The organism is Thiomicrorhabdus cannonii, from assembly GCF_013391695.1.
GTDB lineage: Bacteria > Pseudomonadota > Gammaproteobacteria > Thiomicrospirales > Thiomicrospiraceae > Thiomicrorhabdus > Thiomicrorhabdus cannonii.
This window is the reverse complement of record NZ_JACBGH010000008.1, coordinates 69,259-90,380: the sequence shown is the minus strand read 5'-3', so window position 1 is coordinate 90,380 and position 21,122 is coordinate 69,259. Positions and strand designations below refer to the sequence as shown.

17 protein-coding genes and 1 tRNA gene are annotated in these 21,122 nt (G+C 54.1%); 4 read left to right on the top strand and 14 right to left on the bottom strand.

Features of this window, described 5'->3' with window-relative positions:
• Positions 1 to 23: 23 nt before the first annotated feature.
• Positions 24 to 857: an HDOD domain-containing protein gene (locus tag HZ297_RS09365; RefSeq protein ID WP_178863101.1), complete on the bottom strand. Its 834-nt coding sequence runs from the start codon at positions 855 to 857 to the stop codon at positions 24 to 26.
• Positions 858 to 1,083: 226 nt separating this feature from the next.
• Here HZ297_RS09365 and HZ297_RS09360 point away from each other — a divergent pair, with 226 nt between their 5' ends.
• Positions 1,084 to 3,546, top strand: coding sequence for a methyl-accepting chemotaxis protein (locus HZ297_RS09360; RefSeq protein ID WP_178863099.1), 2,463 nt, complete (start codon positions 1,084 to 1,086; stop codon positions 3,544 to 3,546).
• Here the strand turns inward: HZ297_RS09360 and HZ297_RS09355 are convergent.
• The gene (locus HZ297_RS09355; RefSeq protein WP_246261847.1) at positions 3,543 to 4,145 is read right to left on the bottom strand and encodes an arylesterase; all 603 of its coding nucleotides are present in this window, start codon (positions 4,143 to 4,145) and stop codon (positions 3,543 to 3,545) included. The genes HZ297_RS09360 and HZ297_RS09355 overlap by 4 nt on opposite strands.
• Positions 4,146 to 4,166: 21 nt before the next feature.
• Between HZ297_RS09355 and HZ297_RS09350 the strand changes: the two genes are divergently transcribed.
• Together HZ297_RS09350 and HZ297_RS09345 are read left to right on the top strand one after the other, a co-directional pair.
• The gene (locus tag HZ297_RS09350; RefSeq protein WP_246261845.1) at positions 4,167 to 4,949 is read left to right on the top strand and encodes an ABC transporter ATP-binding protein; all 783 of its coding nucleotides are present in this window, start codon (positions 4,167 to 4,169) and stop codon (positions 4,947 to 4,949) included.
• Positions 4,930 to 7,425: an ABC transporter permease gene (locus HZ297_RS09345; protein WP_178863093.1), complete on the top strand. Its 2,496-nt coding sequence runs from the start codon at positions 4,930 to 4,932 to the stop codon at positions 7,423 to 7,425. Before HZ297_RS09350 ends, HZ297_RS09345 begins: the two co-directional genes overlap by 20 nt.
• A gap of 6 nt (positions 7,426 to 7,431) precedes the next feature.
• Here HZ297_RS09345 and HZ297_RS09340 read toward each other — a convergent pair whose 3' ends face one another.
• The 4 genes from HZ297_RS09340 to HZ297_RS09325 all read right to left on the bottom strand — a co-directional run bounded on the left by HZ297_RS09340 (position 7,432) and on the right by HZ297_RS09325 (position 12,552).
• The gene (locus HZ297_RS09340; protein ID WP_178863091.1) at positions 7,432 to 7,965 is read right to left on the bottom strand and encodes a DUF3087 family protein; all 534 of its coding nucleotides are present in this window, start codon (positions 7,963 to 7,965) and stop codon (positions 7,432 to 7,434) included.
• 80 nt (positions 7,966 to 8,045) lie between these two features.
• Positions 8,046 to 8,122: transfer RNA gene (locus HZ297_RS09335), tRNA-Pro, on the bottom strand.
• Between the two features lie 111 nt (positions 8,123 to 8,233).
• Positions 8,234 to 11,359: an efflux RND transporter permease subunit gene (locus tag HZ297_RS09330; protein ID WP_178863089.1), complete on the bottom strand. Its 3,126-nt coding sequence runs from the start codon at positions 11,357 to 11,359 to the stop codon at positions 8,234 to 8,236.
• A 23-nt stretch (positions 11,360 to 11,382) separates the two neighbouring features.
• On the bottom strand, positions 11,383 to 12,552 hold the full coding sequence (locus tag HZ297_RS09325; RefSeq protein WP_178863088.1) for an efflux RND transporter periplasmic adaptor subunit: 1,170 nt from the start codon (positions 12,550 to 12,552) through the stop codon (positions 11,383 to 11,385).
• 152 nt (positions 12,553 to 12,704) lie between these two features.
• Between HZ297_RS09325 and HZ297_RS09320 the strand changes: the two genes are divergently transcribed.
• Complete coding sequence (locus HZ297_RS09320) at positions 12,705 to 13,340, top strand: TetR/AcrR family transcriptional regulator (RefSeq protein ID WP_178863086.1); 636 nt, start codon at positions 12,705 to 12,707, stop codon at positions 13,338 to 13,340.
• A 25-nt stretch (positions 13,341 to 13,365) separates the two neighbouring features.
• On the opposite strand, the gene HZ297_RS09315 is transcribed toward HZ297_RS09320, so the two are convergent.
• The 8 genes from HZ297_RS09315 to thrS form a co-directional block, all read right to left on the bottom strand.
• The gene (locus HZ297_RS09315) at positions 13,366 to 13,755 is read right to left on the bottom strand and encodes a MerR family transcriptional regulator (protein ID WP_178863084.1); all 390 of its coding nucleotides are present in this window, start codon (positions 13,753 to 13,755) and stop codon (positions 13,366 to 13,368) included.
• The gene (locus HZ297_RS09310) at positions 13,742 to 14,035 is read right to left on the bottom strand and encodes an integration host factor subunit alpha (RefSeq protein ID WP_178863082.1); all 294 of its coding nucleotides are present in this window, start codon (positions 14,033 to 14,035) and stop codon (positions 13,742 to 13,744) included. The genes HZ297_RS09315 and HZ297_RS09310 overlap by 14 nt, the downstream gene beginning before the upstream one ends.
• Before the next feature lie 72 nt (positions 14,036 to 14,107).
• Positions 14,108 to 16,498: a phenylalanine--tRNA ligase subunit beta gene (gene pheT, locus HZ297_RS09305; RefSeq protein WP_178863080.1), complete on the bottom strand. Its 2,391-nt coding sequence runs from the start codon at positions 16,496 to 16,498 to the stop codon at positions 14,108 to 14,110.
• 23 nt (positions 16,499 to 16,521) lie between these two features.
• Positions 16,522 to 17,520, bottom strand: a complete 999-nt coding sequence (gene pheS, locus HZ297_RS09300; RefSeq protein WP_178863078.1) for a phenylalanine--tRNA ligase subunit alpha — start codon at positions 17,518 to 17,520, stop codon at positions 16,522 to 16,524.
• Between the two features lie 266 nt (positions 17,521 to 17,786).
• The gene (gene rplT, locus HZ297_RS09295) at positions 17,787 to 18,143 is read right to left on the bottom strand and encodes a 50S ribosomal protein L20 (RefSeq protein ID WP_178863075.1); all 357 of its coding nucleotides are present in this window, start codon (positions 18,141 to 18,143) and stop codon (positions 17,787 to 17,789) included.
• A 13-nt stretch (positions 18,144 to 18,156) separates the two neighbouring features.
• A complete protein-coding gene (rpmI, locus tag HZ297_RS09290; RefSeq protein WP_178863073.1) occupies positions 18,157 to 18,354 on the bottom strand; it encodes a 50S ribosomal protein L35 in 198 nt (65 codons plus the stop codon).
• A gap of 214 nt (positions 18,355 to 18,568) precedes the next feature.
• The gene (gene infC, locus HZ297_RS09285) at positions 18,569 to 19,132 is read right to left on the bottom strand and encodes a translation initiation factor IF-3 (RefSeq protein WP_343034803.1); all 564 of its coding nucleotides are present in this window, start codon (positions 19,130 to 19,132) and stop codon (positions 18,569 to 18,571) included.
• Positions 19,133 to 19,168: 36 nt separating this feature from the next.
• Positions 19,169 to 21,097, bottom strand: coding sequence for a threonine--tRNA ligase (gene thrS / locus HZ297_RS09280; RefSeq protein ID WP_178863069.1), 1,929 nt, complete (start codon positions 21,095 to 21,097; stop codon positions 19,169 to 19,171).
• Between the last annotated feature and the right edge of the window lie 25 nt (positions 21,098 to 21,122).

The following is a 21,122-nucleotide window of genomic DNA, read 5'->3' as shown; positions in this document are numbered from 1 at the left end:
AACGGCATTGATCTTTAAAGTTCTTAGTCTTTAAAGTTGTACGACATCAAAGCGGTACGGATCTCTTTGATCGCCTCCGACGGAATCAGCAGTTCCTGCACGCCGTCTTTTTCGTAACGGCGCATCTCGTCACCGCGATAGGCCCCCAATGAAATCTCCGACACGATCGCATTGGCGATCTTGATCATCGCCACCATGGCGCGCACGCGATCGTTGCTGATGCGACTGCATGACTCGTTGTGGTGCAGCATGATCGCATTGATCATATCCACCGGCAGGCGCCATTTTTTGGCGACCAGCACACCGACCATCGCATGGTTGGTGTCGTATGTTTTTTCTTCTTTGGCAATGATCGAAATCGGCAACGACATGGAATTGCTGAACAAGGGCGCATAACGCTCTTCGTTTTTCGAAGCGAGCAACAAGGCCCCGGCGTTATGGAACAATCCCAGCATATACGCCTCGTCACGCGTCACCTCGGCGACCCATTCGGAAATATCGGCCATACAGAAAGCCACATCCACGCTGTGGTCCATAATGTCCTTGAACAGCCCCTTCTGGCTGAAAAGGTTTTTAATGGCCGACGCCACCACCAGATGGTAGATATTGTCCAAACCCAGCACATTGACCGCATCACGGATGGAGTTGCAAGGGGTTTTCAGGTTCATGACCCGCGAATTCACCAGACGCATCAACTCACCCGACAGCGTCGTGTTTTTCTCGATGATTTCGGCCACCGTGACGATATTGGCAAATTTGCTTTTCAGCTCTTTTTCAAGCAGCAATACCTCTTCGGGCAATTCGGGAATCTTGATGCCGCGAATCGCCTCCATGGCCTTTCGTAATTTGTCTTGCATACAGGTCTGAAATTTCTAAATCAATTGCTGAAATTATAAAGGAAAAGTGCATTAAATAAATCGCCACACACCATCTATTACGGCCACTTCGCGTAAATCCTGAATGCTATTGCAGAGCCATTGCAAACGAATACTGAAGTTTACTTACCCATACTAAGGTTAATCTAATTGTCATATACAGATTCTAAAATCGCAACTCCTTCCCTTTTACTGACGGTTAACCGGTATGCGATTGCTAAACAACCTCTCTATCCAGAAACGTTTATGGCTCAATCTTTTGATCGGGCTGCTTTTTCTGACACTTTTAGCCCTGTCGGCCAGATTGGCCATGCAGGATGTCGGTAAAAGCGCCGCCACCCTGGAAAATATCCAGCAAACCCAAGTGGCGCAAATCGAGCGATTTCAAACGCTGTTTGCCGACACCCTGCTGACCATGAACGACTACACCCTGACGCTGAACAAACAGGCCGGGCAAACCTTCAACACGCAAATGGACAGCCTGAAAACTTTCAATCTCGAATCTCAGACGCTCAGCCCGGCTAACCTCGGGGAAGACCAAAACCCGGTCGAAAAAATGGACGAACTGCTGACCAATCTGAAAAAATCGGCCAACTCCGCAGTGTTCCTGAAACAGCAAATCGAAGAAACCCTGCACTACGGCATTCAACCCAGTTCCGAAAAAATGCAGGACAACATCAAAACCCTCAAAGAGACGACAGCGGATGCCGAGCTGCAGGAGGCGTTAAAAGAGATTCTGCAACGCCTCAACAGCTCGCAGTTCACCTTGATCAAAATGATTTCGACCCATGACCTCAGCCTGAAAGAGCAGTTCAACACGCAAGGTCTGGGCGACAGCAGCGATGCGCTGTTTGCCCGGCTGGATGAACGCTATGCCGGCGATTTCGAAAACAAGGAAACCTATTCCGAACTGGTCAGCGGCTGGGAAGGTTTTGTGGAGTCGTTCAATGACCTGAAGGATTTCATCCAGACCGCCGCACAGAACAACACGACGGTCACCGAACTGACACAAAACGCCAATCAGATTATGCAGTTGGCCGCCACCCAAACCAAACAGCAGACGCTGCAGCAGGTGCAGAACCTCGGGGATTTGAGCCAGAGCAACACCCTGCAAATCACCGCCATCGGCGCCGTCGCCCTGCTGTTTATGCTGCTGATGAACACCACGCTGATCCGCTCCATCACCCAACCGCTTTCCGACATGAAAGCCCAGATGATCGACATCGCCCGCAACGGCACCTATCAACACTGGACGCCGCTCAAAGGACGCAATGAACTCAGCGACATCTCCAACAGCGTTCAATATCTGTTACAGACCGTCGTCAACGCCATCCGCGAGATTCACCAAACCAGCCAGGCTCTCTCCAAAGGCGATCTGCAAGCGCGCATCGAAGGCGACTATGCCGGCGACCTCGCCCAGCTCAAGGCGGAATTCAACGCCAGCCTGCAACGCATCCAGGAAACCTTTGCCGCGCTCAATCAGGCCAGTGAGGATCTTGCGCAGGGCCACCTGCAGACCCAATTGAAAACGGACAACTTGCAGGGGGATTTTTATCAGGTCATGCACAACCTGCAACAGGCCATCGACATGCAAAAACACTCGGTGGAAGCCATCGTCAACGTCATGCGCGATATGAGCCAGGGCGATTTCAGCCAACGCATCCAACTGTCGCTGCCCGGCGACTATCAGGACATGAAAGATTATCTGAACCGCTCATTGGAAGAACTGGAGCGCGCCATCGAGGTCAAAACCCATATTCTGGACCACTACCAACAAGGCAATTTCGCCTTTAACAGCGACATTCAGTTCTCCGGAAAACTCAATGAATTAAAAGGCAATATGGACAAAATGGCCAATAGCATCAGCGGTATGCTGCACGCGGTAAAACGCGCCTCGATCGAAGCCGTCAGCGGTGTAGAAGAGATCAGCCAGGGCAATCAGGACCTCAACCAGCGCGTTCAAGACCAGGCCATCGCGCTGCAAACCACCGCCCAGCATATGGAGCAGATGGCGCAGTCCGTGCTGCAATCGCTGCATCAGGCCGGTGAAGCCAATCAGGTCAGCAGCAGCGTCAAACAGACGCTCGACAAGAGCGCCTTGATAGTACAACAGATGAAACAGTCAATGCAGGAGATCTCCGCCGCCACCGTACAAATTGCCGGCATGACCGATTTGATTGACAGCATCGCCTTCCAAACCAATCTGCTGGCGCTCAATGCCGCGGTGGAGGCCGCCAGAGCGGGCGAAGCCGGCCGCGGCTTTGCGGTGGTCGCCACCGAGGTGCGCGCGCTTGCCCAGCGTTCTGCCGATGCGGCAAAACAGATTCGCAGCGTGTCGCAAAGCAGCCAGCAAAAAGTCGAGGAAGGGTTGAAACTCAGCGAACTGACCGCGCAGAACTTCCTCGAAAACACCCAGGCCATCGAACAGGTTTCGACGATGGTCGCCGACATGCACAGCAGTCTCAATCTACAGACCCACGGCATTCAGGAGGTGAGTCAGGCGCTCAATAAAATCGACGACGCCACCCAGCAAAACGCCAGTCTGGTCGAAGAGATTGCCACGACCTCAGCCTCGATCATCGAGCAGGTGCGCCAGCTGGAACAGTCCGTCGAGCACTTCCAGATTCTCGAGGCGGCCAACCAACTACCGATTGAAGCGGCTTACGCTTAACCTCTTTCGGCGGGCAGCAGCGGTTGAATCAACCGCCAGGCCCGTTTCAGAATCAGCGGCTGCGCGTTGGCAGTGGGATGCAATCCATCCCACTGCATTAAATCGGGATCAAGTGCCGCATCCTCGATAAAAAACGGATCAAACGGCAACTGGTTGCGTTCTGCCAAGCGTGCATACATGCGCTGAAAAAGCTGGTCGTAGGCCACGCCATAATTGGTCGGCAGGCGCACCCCCAATAATACAGCGCGGCAGCCCCAGGCGGCGTTATGGCACAGGTCGATCATCGCCTGCAAGTTGGCCTCGGTCGCCTTCAGGTTCTGGCCGCGCAAGGCATCGTTGGCGCCCAGTTCGAGCACCAGCAGTTGCGGCCGGAACTGCTCCATTAACGCCGGCAGACGCTGCTTGCCGCCGGAAGTGGTTTCACCGCTGAGACTGGTGTTGACCACCTTTAAATCAGGCTGCTGCTGTTGCAACAACGCCACCCAGCCGGCCTCTTCCTCCATGCCGTAGGCGGCGCTTAAACTGTCGCCGTGAACCAAAACCGTCTGCTGTGGGGTGACTTGCCCGGCGGCTAAGGCTACACTAGACCCTAACCCCATTAACAACACAAAGACCAGACTATGAATCCGGTAAAGCAGCCTGATGCCACGCTTGCGGCGGCGCAACAACCCGTTATTGAACTGCAAGATGTGCATTATCGCGTTTCCATGCATCAAGAAATCACTCCGACTAAGCCCGCGTCGTCCGACGCCATTGCTATCTTAAAAGGCTGTTCGCTCACTGTCCAGCCGCATGAGAGTGTCGCCATCATCGGCCGTTCGGGTTCCGGCAAATCCACCCTGCTGGCGTTGATGGCCGGATTGGAAAAACCGACCTCCGGGCATATCCGCCTGCTCGGCCAATCGCTGGAAGCCCTTTCAGAGGACGAACGGGCCCGCGTGCGGGCACGGCAGGTCGGTTTTATCTTTCAGAACTTTCAGCTCATGCCGAGCATGACCGCGCTGGAAAACATCCTGATGCCGCTGGAACTGTTTCAGATGGACAACGCCAAAGACCGCGCCTTGGAAGCGTTGCAACAGGTGGGTCTGGCGCATCGCGCCCATCATCTGCCGGGCGAACTCTCCGGCGGCGAGCAGCAGCGTGTGGCCATCGCGCGCGCCTTTGTCACCCGTCCCAAAATTCTGTTTGCCGACGAACCCACCGGCAATCTCGATGAAGAAACCGCGCAACAAATTCAGCAGCTGCTGTTTGAACTGAATCGCAGCGAACAAACCACCTTGGTGCTGGTCACCCACGACCGCGAGTTTGCCCGCCAATGCAGCCACACCCTGCAACTGCTGCACGGCCAGCTGCAACCGCTTGCTACCACCCGAGAGGCCGGCCATGCCAACCTTGCGCTCTGACCTATTGATCGCCCATCGCTGGCTGTGGCGCGCACTTAAAAAAGGCGAATGGCTGTGGCTGATGCTGGCGATTATCATCGCCGCCAGCAGCGTCACCCTGGTCAAACAACTCAGCGAAACCGTGCAACAGAGCATGCTGCGCCAGGCCGCCAATGCGCTGGGGGCCGATCTGGTACTGCGCAGCACCCGGCCTGTTGAGAATAATTGGCGCACCCAAGCCGAAAAATTGGGCTTGCAAACCTCACAAAGCACCACGCTGGTGACCATGGCGCTCACGCAGGACGCACAGCAGGAGGCGCATTTTCAACTGGTGCAACTCAAAGCCGTCGAAAATAACTTTCCGTTGCGCGGCACCCTGCAACAGAGCGACGCTCTGCCGTTTACCCCCTTCAACAACGCCGCGCCTCTGGCCTGGATAGACGAAAAACTGCCGGCGCTGCTGCCGCTCACGCAACACAGCACCCTGACGCTCGGCACGCTGAATGTCAAAATTGGCGGCAGCGTGCGTTTGCAGCAGGGCTTTTCGCCGATGAACGGCTTTGCCCCGACGGTGCTGATTCCGGCCGCCTTCCTCAACCAAACCGGCCTGCTCGGTCCGGGAAGCCGCGTGACCTATGAGCTGCAACTGGCCGGTGATGCGCAGACCATCAAACGCTTTGCCGCGCGGCTCGAACAGCAACACAAGCCGGAATGGCAGATTATCAGCGCCACCGCGCCGAATGAAGACCTGCAGAAAACCTTGGATACCGCCTGGCTGTTTCTGGATTTGGCGGCGCTCACCGCTGTGCTGGTTGCCGGCCTGTCGATTCTGATTGCCAGCCGGTTTTACCTGAGCCGCTGGCAGAGCAGCCTGGCGCTGCTGCGTGCGCTCGGTGCAGGCAATGTGCAGCTGCGCCGCCTGTTCGCCCTGCAACTGGGTCTGCTGGCGTTTTGGAGCAGCCTGCTCGGCAGCCTGCTGGGCTTGATGCTGTTTAAGGCGCTGAGTCCGCTGCTGGCCGATTTTTTTCATCCGCTAGTGACGGTTTCGCCCTGGAGTGCGCTGCTGCTCGGCATCGGCAGCGGCATATTGGTCTTGTGGAGTTTTGCCTGGCAGGCCTTTCAGCAGGCCCTGCACGCTTCCACCACCTATCTGCTCAAGGCTCCCGCCGCCATGCCGCAGGGCAGACACTGGCTCTTAAGTTTCGGGCTATTACTGCTGTTGATTAGCCTGATGCTCGGCGTGGAGCGGGTGCTGTGGATTGTGGCAGGTCTGATCGTTGGCAGCACCCTGCTTTATCTCAGTGCAGCCGGCCTGTTGAGAATCATGCGCCTCTGGCAAGGCCAAAGCCGCGGCTGGCTGCGCATCGGACTTTCAAGCCTGCTCAAAGAACCCGGCCTGGTCAAAATCCAGGTGATTTCTCTGGGATTGGTGTTGTTTATCCTGATGCTGATGACGTTCGTGCGCCAGGATCTGTTGCAAACCTGGCAGGCCACCCTTCCCCAAGACACGCCCAATACCTTTGTGATGAATATCCAGCCCGATCAGAAAGCGCAGGTCGCACGGATTCTGGCCGATAACGCTCTGACCCCCGATCTGCTGCCGATGGCGCGCGGACGTCTGGTTGCGGTGAACGGTACGGCGTTTGACCCCGACACGCTCGATACGCCGCGTGCGCGCCGCCTGTTGCAGCGCGAAGCCAATATCGCCGTGTTGGACGCGCCCCCAGCCTACAATGTGATTACGGCGCGCATTCACCGACCATCCCAACTGCCGGAGGTTTCGGTGGAGGCCGGCATTGCCGAGCTGTTCGGCATTCAACTCGGCGATACCCTCAGCTTCAATTTTTCCGGACAACGCTGGGATTATCAGGTCACCAGCCTGCGTACCGTGGAGTGGCAGAGCTTCCGTCTGAACTTTTTCTTTATTGTGGAACCGGTGGCGGATCGCCCACTGCCGCTCTCCTATATCGGCAATTTCCATCTGCCGGAGAGTGACGGACGCGCCGAATCCCTGACCGCGAAACTGGCGCAACAGACGCCCGGCGTATTGCTGATCGACGTGCGCCGGGTCATCGGACAAATTCAGGAGATTATGACGCAGGCGACCTGGGCGGTATCCGCGCTCTACGGTTTTACCTTGCTGGCGAGTCTGGTGGTGGTGTTCACCGCCATTTTGGCGAGCCAGCAAGGCCGCGTGCAGAGCTGGCTGTTGCTGCGCACTTTGGGAGCCGGCAATCGTGAGATCATTAAAATCGGCTTGGTGGAATTTGTACTGTTGGGCGGTTTGGCCGGCCTGCTGGCCGCGGTGCTGGCGCAGATTGCCAGCGGTCTTCTGAGCCAGTTGGTGCTCAAAACCGACTGGATCTGGTCACCCGGTCTGTGGCTGATGAGCCTGTTGAGCGGGATTGGCCTGTTGCTTGTTATCGGCCTGCTCACCCAGCAACGTTACCTGCGCCAGTCGCCGCAGCAGCTCAAGCGCAGTTTGCAGCAGATTTAATAGAGTTCAGTGCTCTTTGGTGAGCGGATACGGCTCCAGCCACTGCGGGTCAAAACGGGTCTGCTGCAAATCAACCTGCGAGGCTTCGAGCTGTTTTTCCAGCGCGCGCTTGTCGGCCGACAGTTCGATCAGCGCGTGGCTGTTGTCTTCCAGACGGTGCATCTGCTCCAACCCAAGATGGTAGAAACGCAGAATTTTCATCGCCTCCACATCGCCCCGCGCCACCGCTTCCTGCACGGCGCGCAGGCGATTGGTGACATGCATCAGATTGCGCTTCAAGCGCCAGCCGTACATCGCCTCGGCCATCCACGGCTTGTCCTTGAAGAACCACTTGACGATAAACCCCGTCAGCACCAGTCCAAAAAACGCCCCGATGAAATTCAGCACAATCAGATTGTTGGAATATTCACCGAACCAAGCCACAAAACGGTCGGCAGAGATAAAGCCGATGACGATAAACATCGCCATAATGATCAACGTGGAACGGCGCGTTTTTGCGCGATACACTTTGGGATCGATCGGTTGTAATTCAAATAGCATGCGTTCTACCTTCACTGAAACATTCAGCGCGGTATCTTAACATTGAAAAATATGAAAGGGAAAACGAGAAAAGCAAGAAATGGTCGGAGTGACAGGATTTGAACCTGCGACCACTTGACCCCCAGTCAAGTGCGCTACCAAGCTGCGCTACACCCCGATAAATAGAAACAAGAATTATAGGGAGTTTGCCCTATAAATCAAGCAGGCCGGGTGTTTTTTTGCAGACGTTCTTCAAGAAAGCGTCCGGCACACCCGGCCTGTTGAGTTTTTAAACGGCTTTTTTCGCCGTTTTTTGGCCGAATCTTTCGGAAAAGGCCGCAATCCAGCGGAAGAACATCGGCACAAACAGCGGCGCCAGAATGGTCGCAAAAAGCATCCCGCCCACCAGACCGGTGCCCACCGAAACGCGCGCGGCGGCACCCGCGCCTTCGCTTAACATCAACGGCACGGCCGCAATCGTAAACGCCAACGAGGTCATCACAATCGGACGGAAACGCAGACGCACCGCCTCTTCCGCCGCCTGCGCCAGTTCCATGCCATGTCTATGTTTCTGCATCGCCACCTCGACAATCAGAATGGCGTTTTTGGCTGACAAGCCGATCAGCGTCAAAAGGCCGAGTTCGAAGTAGATATCGTTGCTCAAACCGGCCAGCATCACCGCCAACGAGGCGCCCAACACCGCAAACGGCACGGCCGTGACCACCGCCAGCGGAATCGCCCAGCGCTCGTATTGAGCCGCCAGAATCAGAAACACAAACAGCAGACCGAACAGAAACGCCTGATTGCCCGCACTCGCCGATTGCTTCTGCTGATAGGCTTCGCCAATCCAGCCGAGCGTATAGCCTTCGGGCAACACTTCGGCCGCCACTTGCTCAAATGCGGCGATCGCCTGCCCCGAGCTGTAACCCGGAGCGGGTTCGCCCATCAACTTGGCTGCCGGGAAAAGATTGAAACGGTCAACCACATCGGCACCGGTCATGCGCTCGAACTTAACCAGACTGCTCAGCGGGATCATCTCACCGCCATCGGCGCGTACAAACACCTGCGACAGATCCTCCGGCTTCTCACGGAACGCCGCTTCGGACTGCAGATTGACTTTGTAGGTGCGCCCATAGAGGTTGAAGTCGTTTACATACAGGCTGCCGAAAGTCGCCTGCATGGCGGCAAAGACCTCTTTGGCGGAAACCTGCATGGACTGCGCCTTTTCCCGATCCAGAATCGCCTGATACTGCGGCACTTTGGTGGAGAAAGTGGTACGTACCTGCTGTAATTCCGGACGCTGACTCGCCTTGGCAATGAATTCATCGACGACCTGGCTCAATGCCTGCGAACCGGTGCCGTTGCGGTTTTGCAGATACGCCTCAAAACCGCCGGTCATACTCATGCCCATAATGGTCGGCATACCGATGGGGATGCTGAAGGCATCCGGAATCACCATGAACTGTCCGAACAGCTGCCCGACAATCGCCTGCGAGTGCAACTCCGGCGACTGGCGCTCGTCCCAGTGTTTGAGTTTGACAAATGCCACACCGGAGTCGGTTTTATTGGTAAAGGTCTGCAGATCGAAGCCGGCAAAGGCGATGGCGTGCTCCACGCCCGGATGCGCCAACAATGTCTGACTGACCTGATCACGTACCGCCTCGGTGCGCGACAAAGAAGAGGCCGCCGGCAGATAGCTCAACGCAAACAGCGTGCCTTTGTCCTCTTGCGGCACCAGACTCTTTGGCAGGCCATTCAGGGTTTGATAGGTAATAACCAACAGGCCGCCGAACAGCAGCACACTGATCAGACTGTAACGCATGACGGTGCGCACGCCGGCGGTAAAACCGGAGGTCATGGCCGCAAAAAGACGGTTGAAGCCGCCGAACAGGCCACTGGGTTCCAAATGACCGTCTTTGAGCATATTGGCGCACAAAGCCGGCGTCAGCGTTAACGCGACAATACCGGAGATGGTCACGGAAATGACGATGGTAATCGCAAACTGCTTATACATCTCACCGGTCAGCCCGCTGATAAACGCCACCGGAATGAATACCGCGGCCAATACCAAGACAATAGCGATAATCGGCCCGGTAATCTCGCTCATGGCCTGCAAGGTCGCCTCGCGCGGGTTTTTATGTTCGGTGCGCATAATACGCTCGACGTTCTCGACCACGATAATCGCATCATCCACCACGATACCGATTGCCAGAATCATCCCGAACAGCGTCAGCTGGTTGATCGAGAAGCCCAGCAGATACATGCCGGCAAAGGTGCCGACAATCGATACCGGAATGGCCAATAGCGGGATAATGGTCGCGCGGAAATTCTGCAGAAACAGGAACACCACCAACACCACCAGCACTAGCGCTTCCAACAGCGTGTAAATCACCTTATCGATGGAGATTTCCACAAACTCGCTGGTGTCGTAGGGCACGGCATAGTTCACGCCTTGCGGAAACTTACTCGCCAGCTCTGCCATTTTGGCGTCGATCAGCTTGGCCGTTTCCAGCGCATTGGCGCCCGGCTGCAAAAACACCCCCATCGGCACGGTCGGCTTGCCGTCGAAGGTGGCGCTGAAGTTATAGGCCTGCGCGCCCAATTCAACACGTGCCACATCTTTGAGGCGTAATAGCGCGCCATTGGATTCAGCACGCAGGATAATGTTTTCAAACTGGCCGACATCCGACAAACGCCCTTCGGTGGTCACCGTATAGGTGAAGGCCTGCGGCTTGTCCATCGGCTCCTGACCGAAACGTCCGGCGGCAAACTGCGAGTTCTGCGCCTGAATTGCCTGTGCGATGTCGTTGGGTGTCAGGCCGTATTTGGCGAGCTTGTTCGGATCAAGCCAGATGCGCATGGAGTAATCCTTGGCACCGAACTGACGCACCTCGCCCACGCCGGGAATCCGCGCCAATTCATCAAGAATATTGATCAAACCGTAGTTGGCCAAAAACACCGCATTTTGCGAACCGTCCGCCGAATACAGCGCAATCACCTTCAAAATGCTGGCCGACTTCTTATTGACCTGCACTCCCAACTGCTGCACTTCCGCCGGCAAGCGGTTTAAGGCGCCCTGCACCTTGTTGTTGACGTTGATATTGGCCTGATCGACATCCGTACCGATGTCAAAGGTCACGGTCAGCGTCAGCGTGCCGGAGGACGAAGTGGTACTGTTAATATAAAGCATATTGTCGATGCCGTTGATTGCCTGCTCCAGCGGCGCGGCCACCGTATCGGCAATGGTTTCGGCACTCGCGCCCGGATAGGTTGCCGTGACTTGCACCTGCGGCGGTACAATTTCCGGATACTCGGAAATAGGCAACGACTTCATCCCCAGATAACCGGCAATAATGACAATCACCGAAAACACGGTGGCCATTACCGGGCGGTCAATAAAAAACTTAGATAACATGACTTTTCCTCAGCAATGGCAAATTACGGTTTGGGTTCGGCGTGCGCCGCGTTTGTCATCACCTGCACCGGCGTGTTGGGACGCAGTTTGATGAGGTTCGCCACTATCACTTGATCGCCCTCCTGCAAGCCCGATTCCACTAGCCAGTTTTCACCTTGCTGGGCCGCCAAGACAATCGGTACCAACACCGCCTTGCCGTCTTTGACCACATACACAAACGCCTGATGGCCGACTTGCATCACCGCCTTCTGCGGAATTTCAAACACGTGCAAACGCTCGCCGACCGACACACGCAAACGCACAAACTCACCCGGCATCAGACGCTGCTGCGGATTGTCGAACTTGGCGCGCGCTTCGACACTGCCGGTTTTGGCATCGATCCCACTGTCAACAAAATCCATTTTGCCGCGCGCGATGACCTGATCGGTATCGTCAAGCACTTCGGCCTGCCATTCGCCAATCGGCTGCAGTTTGAGTTTGCCTGCCGCCGCCAGGCGCTGCTGCTGTTTGCGCTCGCTATCCGGCAAGGCAAAACTCACATAAACCGGGTCGAGCTGGGTAATGGTCGTCAACACGGCGTTTTGCTGATCGCTGCCCACCCAGTTGCCCACATCCTGTTGCTTGATGCCGGTAATCCCCTCGATTTCGGCTTTCACCTCGGTGTAATCCAGGTCGATCAACGCATTCTCCACCGCCGCTTCGGCGGCGGCACGGCTGGCTTTGGCCTGCTCCAGATTGGCCAGCGCCAAATCCACATCCTGTTCACTGATCGCAGTGCCGCGCGACAACCCGCTGATGCGTTCATATTCACGCTGCATCTGATTGAGATTGGCCTGCTCTTTTTGCAGCTGCGCCTTGGCCTGGCTCACCGCGGCGCGGTAGCGGCGATCGTCGATCTTGTAAAGCAGCTGGCCGGCGTTGACGCGCTGACCGTCTTCATAAAACTTGGACTGCAAAATACCGGCAACCCGCGCATAAACCTCAACCCGTTGGAAGGCCTGTACACGGCCGGGATAGGTCGCGAACAGCATACGATTGCTCTGGACGACTGACTGCACCTGTACCGGCATGGCCTGCTGCGCCTGCGAGCCGGCCTGTTGAGTTTTATCGGCGGCAAAAGCGACCGGCATCCACAGAGCGGCGCAAAGCCCTAAACAGCCAACGGTTATTTTCAGACAGGATGTGCGGCGCATAACAAAACCTCAAAAAATAAAATAATGACAACAAAGTGTAGCATACATTACACTTTTGGCAAGCGGGTTTTAGGCGTCTATTTAGGTTATAATTCCGCAAAAGTGTTTTTAACTTTCTGGAACAATTCACCTTAGGTCACATCCGAGTTACTATGCCACCAACCGCCTCCTCTCCCGTCCTTCTGACCAAACGCGGCCTCGCGCGCCAGCAGAAACTGCTTGAAGTCGCCGAACGCGCTTTCCTGCAAAACGGTTATGCGGCCACCAGCGTTAATGAAATCGTGCGCCAGGCCGGCGGTTCTCTGGGCACGCTTTACCGCCAGTTCGGCAACAAATTGGGCCTGTTTGAAGCGGTTTTCAAAAAGAAATCCCAGGAGATTTTCGCTCCTTTCGACGATGACGCCCTGTGGAGCGACGATATGGCGAAAAGCCTCTATACCTTTGGGCACACGCTGCAGCATATCGCACTCTCTGCCGACGGGGTGGCCATCTACCGGCTGGTGGTCAGCGAAAACAACCTGGATCAGGGCGAGATTCAAAAGATTTTTTACAGACACGGCCCGCAAACCGCCATCAGGGTATTGGCGCGTTATCTGGAAAAGCAAATGAAGGCGCAGCGCATCGAGCTACTCAATGCCGAATTGGCGGCACAACAGTTTTTGGAAATGATAAAAGGCCCTTTTGTGTTACGGGCGCTGTTTGGCGAATCGCTTGCGGAACAAGAACTGGAAACGGCTTTGAATCAAGCCATCATGTTATTTCTGAAAGGATGCGAAAAAACCGTTTAGGTTTGTAGGCCTTACGGCAACGCGCTTAATAACGCGTCTTGATATGATTTCTGAATGACTGCAACTGCGATTTAAGACTTTGCAGCTGCTCCAAAGCGCCGCGTTTTTCCTGCGGCAACTCTTCGGCTTTAGGCACGGCGCGGTTTTGCGCCAGACGCGCCTTGGCACCGGGGATGGTGAATCCCTGATGATGCAGCAGACTCTTGATCTCCAGAATCAACTCGACATCATTGCGCTGATAATAGCGACGCCCGCTGCGTTTGCTGGGTTCCAACTGCGGAAACACCTGCTCCCAATAGCGCAACACATGCGACTTGAGGTCGCACAGCTCCGCGACTTCACCAATGGTGAAGTATTTTTTATCGGGCAGTTCAATCTCAATCTGAACGTCTTGTGGCGAATTAGGCTTCGGCATGGTTATCGATTTGCGCACGCAATTTTTGACCAGGCTTAAATGTTACCACTCTTCGTGCCGAAATAGGAACATCTTCCCCCGTTCTTGGGTTACGGCCAGGACGTGAAGACTTGTCACGCAGTTCAAAATTACCAAAACCCGATAGTTTGATCTGCTCACCGGAAATCAGCACTTCGCTGATCTGGTCGTAAAACTGCTCCACAAGATCTTTGGACTCGCGCTTGTTAAACCCAAACGTCTCAGATAAAGATTCCGCAATCTCCGCTTTTGTAAGAGTCATTTTGGTTATCCCTTAATTATCTTAAATTATCGTTTTTTGTTATTGTTTACTTAAATCCGTAACCGCGCCGCTTTAACGCAACACCGCATTCACCGCTGTCTTGGCGGATGCCAATACCTGGGCGACCAACGCCTCGACTTCTTCGTCCTGCAATGTGCGTTCGATGTGCTGCATTTTCAAGGTGATGGCGATACTCTTCTGATCCGCTTCAATCCCTTGACCGCGGTAGATATCGAAAATCTCCACCGATTGCAGAATGTCCGACTCGACCGCCGTCACCGCATCCAGCAACTGCTGCACCGCGACCGCTTCATCAACCACAAAGGCCAAATCGCGCTGTACCTCGGGGAACTTGGAGATCGCCTTGGCCGCAGGCACTTCCATGGTCATCAGCGCATCCTGACGGATTTGGAACATAAACACATCGCCGCTCACGCCCATCGCCTTGACCAGTTGCGGATGCAATTTACCGATCACGCCGACTTCTTTGCCGTCTTTGACCAACGCAGCCGATTGCCCGGGATGCAAAGCCGGGTTGCTGCAAGCTTCAAATCGGATTTTGCCCAACTGATGGCTCATGCGCAACAAGGTTTCGACATCGCCTTTCAGATCAAAGAAATCCGCTTTGCGGGAGATTTCATCCCAACCGGAATCGGCTACACCGCCGACCATCGCACCACCCAACATCGGGATTTGCGTCGCACCGGTCGGATCGGTATCGTTTTTAAAGAACACCAAGCCGCTTTCAAAAATACGCACACGCGACTGCTGGCGGTTCTGGTTGTATGCGATCGTCTGCAACAAGCCAGGGAACAGCGTGGTGCGCATCGCCTTCATGTCATCCGAAATCGGGTTCTTCAGCAACACATACGGCAGATCAGGCGCCAATAACTGCTGCTTGGCTTCGTCCACAAAACTGTAGGTCACCACTTCGTTATAACCGCGTTGCACCAGTGCATTTTTAAGCACATGCAACTCCTGCTCCGACTCCGGCAGTTCGTTCAACGTCATCGGCGCTGACAGCGGCGTTTCCGGCAGATTGTTGTAACCGTAAACGCGCCCCAACTCTTCGATCAGATCAACCTCGATGGCCATATCAAAACGGAACGTCGACGCGGTCACCGTCCAGCCGTTGGCATTGGCTTCGCAACCGAATCCCAGACGTTTGAAAATCGTTTCCACTTCCGTATCTGCAAGCTGCAAACCAAGACGTTTGCCGATGGTTTCGCGACGCAGATTGATGACGGCAGGTTTCGCCAAATGAGCTTCATCGACGACACGCTGGATTTCGCTGATCTGACCGCCGGCAATCTCGGTAAACAGTTGCAACGCACGGTTCAGCGCGCGTTCCGGCAGCATCGGGTCGACCCCTCGCTCAAAACGGTGCGACGAATCGGTATGCAAACCGTATTGGCGCGCCTTACCGACGATCGCCAAAGGCGCAAAATGCGCGCACTCAAAAAAGATCGCGGTGGTTTCGTCGGTCACCGAAGTGGACAGGCCCCCCATAATCCCCGCCAATGCAATCGCACCCGAATCGTCGGCAATCACCAGCGTATCGGCATTCAGCGTCAGTTCTTTCTCATCCAGTGTCACCAGTTTTTCGCCGGCGTTGGCTTGCCGCACCTGCACCGCACCTTGCAGCTTGTTCAGATCGAACGCGTGCATCGGCTGACCCAATTCCAGTAACACATAGTTGGTGATATCGACCACCAGACTCAAGGAACGCACACCGCCGCGCTGCAGTTTCTGCACCATCCATAAAGGGGTTTTGGCCTGCGCATCAAAACCGGTAACCACACAGCCCAGATATTTTGGACAGGCCGGGGTATTTTCCACCTTAACCGCAACCGGGCAGGCTCCCTGATGCGTCAATTGCGCCGCTGCAAAAGGTTGTTTGAGTTCAGCGCCACTGATCGCCGCGACATCGCGGGCAATCCCTTCCACACTCAAACAGTCGGCGCGGTTGGGCGTCAGATCCACATCGATAATGCTGTCGTTCAACTGCAGGTATTCGCGGACATCCATGCCAATCGGCGCATCCGCCGGCAACACATGCAAGCCGTCCACGCCGTCATCCGGCAAGCCTAATTCGCTCGCGCCGCACAACATGCCGTTGGAGGGCACGCCGCGCAATTTGGCCTTTTTGATTTTGAAATCGCCCGGCAACACCGCGCCGACCTTGGCGCAGCAGGCTTTCATGCCGGCAACAACGTTTCTTGCACCACAGACAATCTGCAACAGCTCGTCTTCACCCACATCTACCTGGGTGACATTCAACTTGTCGGCATCGGGATGCTTTTCGAACGACACCACTTGCCCGACAACCACATTGCTGAACTCACCGGCAACGGCTTCCATATCATCCACTTCCAAACCGGCCAGACTCAAAGACTCAGATAAGGTATGGGTGTCCCACTCCGGATTGCACCACTCTCTTAACCAATTTTCGCTAAATTTCATACTCTTGTTCTCACCCGGAAGGATTAGTTAAATTGCTTCAGGAAACGCAGATCGTTCTCGAAGAACTGGCGTAAATCTTTGACGTTGTAGCGCAACATCGCCAAGCGTTCTACGCCCAAACCAAACGCCAAACCGGTATATTCGTCCGGATCGACTCCGACGTTTTTCAACACATTCGGATGCACCATGCCGCAGCCCAATACCTCAATCCAACGGCCTTCGCCGAACAGATTGGTGGCAATATCGACTTCCGCGGACGGCTCGGTAAACGGGAAATACGAAGGACGGAAACGCACTTTGAGATTTTCGTCTTCAAAGAACTCACGCAAAAATTCGATAATCAGCGCACGCAACTGCGCGAAACTGGCATCTTTCTCGATAATCAAGCCTTCCACCTGATGGAACATCGGCGTATGGGTCTGGTCGGAATCGCAACGGTAAACGCGACCCGGTGCGATAATGCGCATCGGCGGCTCTTTGTTCTCCATGGTGCGGATCTGCACGCCGGACGTATGGGTACGCAGCACCGTGTTTTCGTTGATATAGAAAGTATCGTGCATCGCACGCGCCGGGTGGGTTTCAGGAATATTCAAGGCTTCAAAGTTATGCCAGTCGTCCTCGATTTCCGGGCCGGTTTCAACCGCAAAGCCCGCCTTGGAGAACAGCGTTTCAATACGGCGCAACGTGCGCGTCACCGGATGCAGACCACCCAAATCGACACCTCGCCCCGGCAAGGTCACATCCACGGTCTCTTCCGCCAGCTGTTTGGCCAACTTGGCGCCTTCAAGTTCGTTTTTCTTGCCTGACAGCAAGCCTTGCACCGCTTGCTTGGCATCGTTAATCCATTGACCGACTTTCGGGCGCTCTTCGGCAGAAAGCTGCCCCAGGGTTTTCATGATTTCGGTTAGCTGACCTTTTTTGCCCAGATACTGCACGCGCAGTTCATCCAGTTGCGCCAGTTCGCTGACCGCATCAATGGCCGCTTGCGCTTGGGCGATAATCTCTTGAAGTTTTTGTTGCATATTCACAATGCCTTAAATCGATTAAGAATAAGTGGAGTGCGCCTGAATCAACCCGCCTACCCGGCCTGTTGAGTTTTTAAGCGACTTAAAAACGGTTATAAAACAAGTTACTTTTAGCCGTCTTGAGGTGCCAAATAGCCTGTTTTATAACCTTTTGAACCCATAAAACGGGTCAAAAAAAATAGGGGACAAAAGTTAAGTTTCTAACTCATGCCCCCTATCTATGGGTCATTGCCGACTGGAAGCCGGCAACACAACGCTAGCTGTTACACCAGAGCCGCTTTCGCCTTTTCAGCGATGGCAGCAAATGCCGCCATATCATGGATAGCGATGTCAGAAAGCACTTTACGGTCAACCGCAATACCTGCTTTGTTCATGCCATCGATCAAACGGCTGTATGTCATACCGTTCATACGAGCCGCAGCGTTGATACGCGCGATCCATAGGCGACGGAATTGACGCTTACGCTGACGACGGTCACGGTAAGCATATTGACCTGCTTTGATTACCGCTTGACGAGCAACGCGGAAAACCTTGCGTCGCATGCCATAGTAACCTTTAGCTGCTTTTAGAACTTTATTGTGTCGACGACGAGCGATGACACCACGTTTAACTCTTGCCATTTCTCAATCTCCCTTATACGTAAGGCAACATACGACGAACCATTGCTACATCATGATCATGGATCATGTTTGGAGCACGCAACTGACGCTTACGCTTAGTCGACTTTTTGGTCAGGATGTGACGTAGGTGAGATTGTTTGCACTTAAAACGGCCTGAACCGGTTTTTTTGAAGCGCTTGGCAGCACTACTGTTTGTTTTAATTTTTGGCATTGAATCCAACTCCGCATTTAAGTGTTCACCCTGTTGGATTTGAAATTTTCATTTCGTTCAGAGCACACTTCATTTTCTTACTTAACCCCGTTTGAATTTCTCCTTGCGGGGCCTTACTAGGAACAACTAACAGCACTGAGGGAGCTGCACCGGTAACGCATTGCGGTTTATTGCAAAACGTCCCAGTCGTTGTAATGGCAGTAATCGTTTGGGATTACCTACCTTTTTTTGCCGGAGCCACCATCATTTGCATCTGACGGCCTTCCATCTTAGGCATCTGTTCAACGGTTCCCACCTCTTGAACATCGTCCTTAATGCGCTCCAGCACTTTCAATCCCAGTTCCTTGTGGGTGATTTCACGACCACGGAACCAAATGGTTACCTTGACGCGATCTCCCTTCTCTAGGAATTTCATCAGGTTGCGTAGTTTGACCTGATAATCTCCCTCCTCAGTTCCTGGGCGAAACTTAACTTCTTTAACCTGCACTTGCTTCTGGTTTTTCTTGGCTTCGTGCTGTTTTTTCTGTTGTTGGTAAAGGAATTTACCGTAATCCATGATCCGGCACACCGGCGGCACGGATTTTGCAGAAATCTCAACCAGATCGAGTTCTGCTTCCATCGCAGCTTGTAGCGCTTGCTTAATCGGAACAACACCCAGCTGTTCCCCCTCTGCATCAATCAAACGCACTTCCGGAGAAGTAATGGCTTCATTAATTCTATCTTTTGGTGCTTCAGGTTGTTGTGGACGAGCCCCACGGCTGCCACCTGGTTTTCTCACTGCGATGGTAATACCCTCCAATTACAAAAAAACAGACTAGGCTTCGACAATGCGACCCAAGTTAGCGATATCGTCATTCAACAGGTTCAGGAATTCATCAAAATCGAAGCTGCCAAGGTTGTTACCACCGCGGGCACGCACATTGACGGTGCCATCTTGCATTTCCTGATCGCCTACGACCAGAATATATGGCACACGCTGCATAGTGTGTTCGCGAATTTTAAACCCAACCTTCTCATTTCTCAAGTCAGTTTCGACTCTAAACCCGTGTTTTTTCAATTTTTTAGCGAAATCGCCCACATATTCATTGTGGACTTCGGCAATCGATGCAATCACAATTTGCACCGGAGCCAACCAGGTCGGGAACTTGCCTTCATAGTGTTCAACCAGAATACCGACAAAGCGCTCCAATGAACCCAAGATGGCGCGGTGGATCATCACCGGATGGTGTTTCTCGTTATCGGCACCCACATACACCGCGTTCAAACGCTCGGCTTGTGTCATCGAGAAATCCAACTGGATGGTGCCGCACTGCCAGACACGGCCGATACAATCTTTCAACTGGAACTCGATCTTAGGACCGTAGAACGCTCCTTCGCCCGGCTGCAACTCATAGCTTAGTCCGGCATTTTTCAAGGTGTTCTCCAGAGCGGTTTCCGCCAGATCCCAAACTTCATCCGAACCGACGCGTTTTTCAGGACGCGTGGAGAATTTCACGGCGATATTGTCAAAACCGAAGTCCGCATAGGTTTGGAAGACCAGATCGATACACGCCTGCACTTCGTCCTGAATCTGCTCCTGGGTACAGAAGATGTGTGCATCATCCTGTGTAAAGGAACGCACACGCATCAAACCGTGCAAGGTACCGGAAGGCTCATTACGGTGCACCAAACCGAACTCGGCAATACGCACCGGCAAATCGCGGTACGAATGCAGCTGACGGTTGTAGACCTGAATATGCCCCGGACAGTTCATCGGCTTGACCGCATAGTCGCGGTTTTCGGTTTCCGTGGTGAACATATTGTCCTTGAACTTGTCCCAGTGCCCGGATTTCTCCCACAACACACGGTCCATAATCAGCGGCGTGCGGATCTCTTCATAGTCGTTCAACACCAACTGCTGGCGCATGTAATCTTCGACAATACGGTACAGCGTGGTGCCTTTCGGGTGCCAGAAAGCCATACCCGGCGCTAGGTCTTCCACATGGAAAAGATCCAACTGACGTCCAAGCTTGCGGTGGTCACGCTTCTCGGCCTCTTCCATCATTTTCAGATAGTCGGCCAACTCTTCCTTGCTGGCGAACGCCACACCGTAAATACGCTGCAGCATCTTGTTCTTGGAATCACCACGCCAGTAGGCACCGGCAACATGCGTCAACTTAAACGCTTTGATAAAGCCCATGTTCGGCACATGCGGACCGCGACACATGTCGATATATTCTTCATGGTGGTAAAAACCGAATTCGGTTTCCGTCGGCAAATCGGCAATCAGTTCCAATTTGTAGTCTTCACCGCGCGACTGGAAGATTTCGATGGCCTCGCTGCGCGGCGTCATCTTCTTGATAACGTTATATTTGGTTTTGGCCAGTTCCTGCATACGCTTTTCGATGACCAACAGATCATCCGGACCGATTTTGGTTTCCATGTCGATGTCATAATAGAAGCCGTTTTCAATGACCGGACCGATGGCCATTTTCACATTCGGATAAAGCTGCTTTAGGGCGTGCCCCAACAGGTGCGCGCAGGAGTGACGCATGATATGTACACCGTCAGCGTCTTTAAGCGTGACGATTTCCAGAGAAGCATCCGTCGTGATCAAATCACACGCGTCTTTCAATTCGCCGTTGACGCGCCCGGCCACCGTGGCTTTTGCCAGCCCCGTACCGATGCTTTCAGCCACTTGCATGACTGAGACTGCGCCATCAAATGATTTGGTTGAACCGTCAGGTAAGGTAATGATTGGCATGAATTTCTTCTCTTTCAGTGTACAG

Bases quoted from the DNA above. Each gene is read 5' to 3' on its own strand.
- HZ297_RS09350 (WP_246261845.1), top strand. From the start codon at position 4,167: ATGAATCCGGTAAAGCAGCCTGATGCCACGCTTGCGGCGGCGCAACAA.
- pheS (WP_178863078.1), bottom strand. From the start codon at position 17,520: ATGCAACAAAAACTTCAAGAGATTATCGCCCAAGCGCAAGCGGCCATT.
- HZ297_RS09310 (WP_178863082.1), bottom strand. From the start codon at position 14,035: ATGACTCTTACAAAAGCGGAGATTGCGGAATCTTTATCTGAGACGTTT.
- HZ297_RS09315 (WP_178863084.1), bottom strand. From the start codon at position 13,755: ATGCCGAAGCCTAATTCGCCACAAGACGTTCAGATTGAGATTGAACTG.
- HZ297_RS09360 (WP_178863099.1), top strand. From the start codon at position 1,084: ATGCGATTGCTAAACAACCTCTCTATCCAGAAACGTTTATGGCTCAAT.
- HZ297_RS09330 (WP_178863089.1), bottom strand. From the start codon at position 11,359: ATGTTATCTAAGTTTTTTATTGACCGCCCGGTAATGGCCACCGTGTTT.
- pheT (WP_178863080.1), bottom strand. From the start codon at position 16,498: ATGAAATTTAGCGAAAATTGGTTAAGAGAGTGGTGCAATCCGGAGTGG.
- HZ297_RS09345 (WP_178863093.1), top strand. From the start codon at position 4,930: ATGCCAACCTTGCGCTCTGACCTATTGATCGCCCATCGCTGGCTGTGG.
- HZ297_RS09355 (WP_246261847.1), bottom strand. From the start codon at position 4,145: ATGGGGTTAGGGTCTAGTGTAGCCTTAGCCGCCGGGCAAGTCACCCCA.
- rpmI (WP_178863073.1), bottom strand. From the start codon at position 18,354: ATGCCAAAAATTAAAACAAACAGTAGTGCTGCCAAGCGCTTCAAAAAA.
- HZ297_RS09325 (WP_178863088.1), bottom strand. From the start codon at position 12,552: ATGCGCCGCACATCCTGTCTGAAAATAACCGTTGGCTGTTTAGGGCTT.
- rplT (WP_178863075.1), bottom strand. From the start codon at position 18,143: ATGGCAAGAGTTAAACGTGGTGTCATCGCTCGTCGTCGACACAATAAA.
- HZ297_RS09320 (WP_178863086.1), top strand. From the start codon at position 12,705: ATGCCACCAACCGCCTCCTCTCCCGTCCTTCTGACCAAACGCGGCCTC.
- thrS (WP_178863069.1), bottom strand. From the start codon at position 21,097: ATGCCAATCATTACCTTACCTGACGGTTCAACCAAATCATTTGATGGC.
- HZ297_RS09340 (WP_178863091.1), bottom strand. From the start codon at position 7,965: ATGCTATTTGAATTACAACCGATCGATCCCAAAGTGTATCGCGCAAAA.
- HZ297_RS09365 (WP_178863101.1), bottom strand. From the start codon at position 857: ATGCAAGACAAATTACGAAAGGCCATGGAGGCGATTCGCGGCATCAAG.